At 58.1% G+C, this 5386-nt stretch carries 3 rRNA genes; all 3 read left to right on the top strand.

The features are described from left to right. Positions 1–169: 169 nt before the first annotated feature. Positions 170–1685: ribosomal RNA gene (locus tag DKT69_RS34240) — 16S ribosomal RNA — on the top strand. 374 nt (positions 1686–2059) lie between these two features. Next, positions 2060–5168, top strand: a 23S ribosomal RNA gene (locus DKT69_RS34245). A 95-nt stretch (positions 5169–5263) separates the two neighbouring features. Further along, a 5S ribosomal RNA gene (rrf, locus tag DKT69_RS34250) occupies positions 5264–5380 on the top strand. The 16S, 23S and 5S rRNA genes sit together here, the layout of an rRNA operon. The last annotated feature ends 6 nt before the right edge of the window (positions 5381–5386 follow it).

Below are 5386 nucleotides of genomic sequence, written 5' to 3' on the forward strand. Positions count from 1 at the left end.
GGGCTTCTGGATGGTGTGTGGTTGTTCTTTGAGAACTCAACAGGGTGCTTGATAAGCCAGTGCCAAATTGATTTATACCCCGGACTGGCAGTTCTCCTTTGGGGGGATTGTTGGTTGGGATTCCTTTGGCAACACTTTTTGTTGCCGGGATGACTGTTTCAACAGGTTTTTGTTGGAGAGTTTGATCCTGGCTCAGGACGAACGCTGGCGGCGTGCTTAACACATGCAAGTCGAGCGGAAAGGCCCTTCGGGGTACTCGAGCGGCGAACGGGTGAGTAACACGTGAGCAACCTGCCCTAGGCTTTGGGATAACCCCGGGAAACCGGGGCTAATACCGAATATGACCTGGCCTCGCATGAGGCTTGGTGGAAAGTTTTTCGGCCTGGGATGGGCTCGCGGCCTATCAGCTTGTTGGTGGGGTGATGGCCTACCAAGGCGACGACGGGTAGCCGGCCTGAGAGGGCGACCGGCCACACTGGGACTGAGACACGGCCCAGACTCCTACGGGAGGCAGCAGTGGGGAATATTGCACAATGGGCGGAAGCCTGATGCAGCGACGCCGCGTGAGGGATGACGGCCTTCGGGTTGTAAACCTCTTTCAGCAGGGACGAAGCGAGAGTGACGGTACCTGCAGAAGAAGCACCGGCCAACTACGTGCCAGCAGCCGCGGTAAGACGTAGGGTGCAAGCGTTGTCCGGATTTATTGGGCGTAAAGAGCTCGTAGGCGGCTTGTCGCGTCGACTGTGAAAACCCGCGGCTCAACCGCGGGCCTGCAGTCGATACGGGCAGGCTAGAGTTCGGTAGGGGAGACTGGAATTCCTGGTGTAGCGGTGAAATGCGCAGATATCAGGAGGAACACCGGTGGCGAAGGCGGGTCTCTGGGCCGATACTGACGCTGAGGAGCGAAAGCGTGGGGAGCGAACAGGATTAGATACCCTGGTAGTCCACGCTGTAAACGTTGGGCGCTAGGTGTGGGGGGCCTCTCCGGTTCCCTGTGCCGCAGCTAACGCATTAAGCGCCCCGCCTGGGGAGTACGGCCGCAAGGCTAAAACTCAAAGGAATTGACGGGGGCCCGCACAAGCGGCGGAGCATGCGGATTAATTCGATGCAACGCGAAGAACCTTACCTGGGTTTGACATGGCCGCAAAACCGGCAGAGATGTCGGGTCCTTCGGGGGCGGTCACAGGTGGTGCATGGCTGTCGTCAGCTCGTGTCGTGAGATGTTGGGTTAAGTCCCGCAACGAGCGCAACCCTCGTTCGATGTTGCCAGCGCGTTATGGCGGGGACTCATCGAAGACTGCCGGGGTCAACTCGGAGGAAGGTGGGGATGACGTCAAGTCATCATGCCCCTTATGTCCAGGGCTTCACGCATGCTACAATGGCCGGTACAATGGGCTGCGATACCGTGAGGTGGAGCGAATCCCAAAAAGCCGGTCTCAGTTCGGATCGGGGTCTGCAACTCGACCCCGTGAAGTCGGAGTCGCTAGTAATCGCAGATCAGCAACGCTGCGGTGAATACGTTCCCGGGCCTTGTACACACCGCCCGTCACGTCACGAAAGTCGGCAACACCCGAAGCCGGTGGCCCAACCCGTAAGGGAGGGAGCCGTCGAAGGTGGGGCTGGCGATTGGGACGAAGTCGTAACAAGGTAGCCGTACCGGAAGGTGCGGCTGGATCACCTCCTTTCTAAGGAGCACCATCCGTCGAAAGACGGTATGGAGCCCGCGGCCCGCGAATGTCGGGTCGGGGTGCTCAATGGCGGAGACACTGGCGAGTTTTTCCTCGGCAACGGCCGGGATACCTAGTACAGCTGCCCTCGGGTGGTGGGAACGGTTCCTCCTGGTGCGGCTGAGTGGAGGCGCAAAGCACCCTGTTGGGTCCTGAAGGAACAACCGGTGGTTGTTTCTTTCGGAACCATGACCTCACCTGTGGTGGGGGACGGTTGCCAGGCATGGCCTGGCCTCGCATACCGCCGGCGGATGTCGGGTTTGGTGTGGGGCGGATCGGGTTGTGGGTTGGTCGTTTGTTGAGAATTGCACAGTGGACGCGAGCATCTTTGTGGTCAAGTTGTCAAGGGCGAACGGTGGATGCCTTGGCACCAGGAGCCGATGAAGGACGTGGGAGGCCGCGATAGGCCTGGGGGAGCTGTCAACCAAGCTGTGATCCCAGGGTGTCCGAATGGGGAAACCCGGCACCAGTCATGTGGTGTCACCTGCACCTGAACACATAGGGTGTATGGAGGGAACGCGGGGAAGTGAAACATCTCAGTACCCGTAGGAAGAGAAAACAAATAGTGATTCCGTGAGTAGTGGCGAGCGAAAGCGGATTGAGGCTAAACCGGCTGCGTGTGATACCTGTCAGGGGTTGCGTGGTCGGGGTTGTGGGACCCTGCTACACGAGCTGACACTCGTGTGAGAAGTTATCAAGTCAGTGGCTAGTCGAACAGTCTGGAATGGCTGACCGTAGACGGTGAGAGTCCGGTAGGTGAAAGTTGCTGACCTTCTGTGGGTGTTCCCGAGTAGCGGCGGACCCCTGAAATCTGCCGTGAATCTGCCAGGACCACCTGGTAAGCCTAAATACTTCCTGGTGACCGATAGCGGACGAGTACCGTGAGGGAATGGTGAAAAGTACCCCGGGAGGGGAGTGAAATAGTACCTGAAACCGTTCGCCTACAATCCGTCGGAGCCTTGCGGGGTGACGGCGTGCCTTTTGAAGAATGAGCCTGCGAGTTAGTGGCACGTGGCGAGGTTAACCCGTGTGGGGGAGCCGTAGCGAAAGCGAGTCTGAATAGGGCGATTCAGTCGCGTGTCCTAGACCCGAAGCGGAGTGATCTAGCCATGGGCAGGCTGAAGCGCGGGTAAGACCGCGTGGAGGGCCGAACCCACCAACGTTGAAAAGTTGGGGGATGACCTGTGGTTAGGGGTGAAAGGCCAATCAAACTCCGTGATAGCTGGTTCTCCCCGAAATGCATTTAGGTGCAGCGTCGCGTGTTTCTTGCCGGAGGTAGAGCACTGGATGGTCTAGGGGGCCCACAAGCTTACCGAAATCAGCCAAACTCCGAATGCCGGTAAGTGAGAGCGCGGCAGTGAGACTGCGGGGGATAAGCTTCGTAGTCGAGAGGGAAACAGCCCAGATCACCAGCTAAGGCCCCTAAGCGTGTGCTAAGTGGAAAAGGATGTGGGGTCGCATAGACAACCAGGAGGTTGGCTTAGAAGCAGCCACCCTTTAAAGAGTGCGTAATAGCTCACTGGTCAAGTGGTCCCGCGCCGACAATGTAGCGGGGCTCAAGCACACCGCCGAAGCTGTGGCATTCACATTTCAACCTCGCGGCGCCTTGATGTGCCGTGCAGGTGTGTGGATGGGTAGGGGAGCGTCGTGCCGGGGGTGAAGCAGCGGGGTGACCCAGCTGTGGACGCGGCACGAGTGAGAATGCAGGCATGAGTAGCGAAAGAAGGGTGAGAAACCCTTCCGCCGGATGACCAAGGGTTCCAGGGCCAGGCTAATCCGCCCTGGGTGAGTCGGGACCTAAGGCGAGGCCGAGAGGCGTAGTCGATGGACAACGGGTTGATATTCCCGTACCCGCGAAAGAGCGACCCTGACGAACCTCGTTGTGCTAACCACCCGAACCGGTGGAGGTCTTCGGACCGATACTGGGGAGCGTGGGAACCTGACGGGTAGTAGTCAAGCGATGGGGTGACGCAGGAAGGTAGCTGAGCCCGGCCGGTGGTTGTGCCGGGGTAAGCGTGTAGGCCGGCGTGTAGGCAAATCCGCACGCCATGAAGGCTGAGACGTGATGCCGAGCCGATTCAGGTGAAGTCAGTGATCCTATGCTGCCGAGAAAAGCCTCTAGCGAGTTCTTAGCGGCCCGTACCCCAAACCGACACAGGTGGTCAGGTAGAGAATACCGAGGCGATCGGGCGAACTGTGGTTAAGGAACTCGGCAAATTGCCCCCGTAACTTAGGGAGAAGGGGGGCCGGAGACGTGAAGCCCCACGCGGGTGGAGCGTTGTATGGCCGCAGAGAGCAGGGGGAAGCGACTGTTTACTAAAAACACAGGTCCATGCGAAGAAGTAATTCGATGTATATGGACTGACGCCTGCCCGGTGCTGGAACGTTAAGGGGACCTGTTAGCTCTTCGGGGCGAAGCGGAGAACTTAAGCGCCAGTAAACGGCGGTGGTAACTATAACCATCCTAAGGTAGCGAAATTCCTTGTCGGGTAAGTTCCGACCTGCACGAATGGCGTAACGACTTCCCCACTGTCTCAACCACAGGCCCGGCGAAATTGCATTACGAGTAAAGATGCTCGTTACGCGCGGCAGGACGGAAAGACCCCGGGACCTTTACTATAGCTTGACATTGGTATCCGAATTAGCTTGTGTAGGATAGGTGGGAGCCGGTGAAGCTCATACGCCAGTATGGGTGGAGGCAATCTTGAAATACCACTCTGGTTGATTTGGGTATCTAACTTCGGACCGTTATCCGGTTCAGGGACAGTGTCTGGTGGGTAGTTTAACTGGGGCGGTTGCCTCCTAAAGGGTAACGGAGGCGCCCAAAGGTTCCCTCAGCCTGGTTGGCAATCAGGTGTTGAGTGCAAGTGCACAAGGGAGCTTGACTGTGAGACTGACAGGTCGAGCAGGGACGAAAGTCGGGACTAGTGATCCGGCACTGGCATGTGGAAGCGGTGTCGCTCAACGGATAAAAGGTACCCCGGGGATAACAGGCTGATCTTCCCCAAGAGTCCATATCGACGGGATGGTTTGGCACCTCGATGTCGGCTCGTCGCATCCTGGGGCTGTAGCAGGTCCCAAGGGTTGGGCTGTTCGCCCATTAAAGCGGTACGCGAGCTGGGTTTAGAACGTCGTGAGACAGTTCGGTCCCTATCCGCCGTGCGCGTAGGATACTTGAGAAGGGCTGTCCCTAGTACGAGAGGACCGGGACGGACGAACCTCTGGTGTGCCAGTTGTCCCGCCAGGGGCACGGCTGGTTAGCTACGTTCGGAAGGGATAACCGCTGAAAGCATCTAAGCGGGAAGCTCGCTTCAAGATGAGGTATCCCACCCACTTTTGTGGGGTAAGGCCCCCAGCTAGACGACTGGGTTGATAGGCCGGAAATGTAAGCCCGGTAACGGGTTCAGTTGACCGGTACTAATAGGCCGAGGACTTGACTACGAAGCTGCTACGCGTCCACTGTGCAACTCCCGACAAACGAACAACACCCCCAGTGGATTTGCTGGTTGGTTGGTTGTTTGACATGTCGATAGAGTTACGGCGGTCATGGCGGAGGGGAAACGCCCGGTAACATTCCGAACCCGGAAGCTAAGCCCTCCAGCGCCGATGGTACTGCACTCGGGAGGGTGTGGGAGAGTAGGACACCGCCGGACAATCTT

The organism is Micromonospora sicca (assembly GCF_003172935.1).
In the GTDB taxonomy this organism is placed as follows: domain Bacteria; phylum Actinomycetota; class Actinomycetes; order Mycobacteriales; family Micromonosporaceae; genus Micromonospora; species Micromonospora sicca.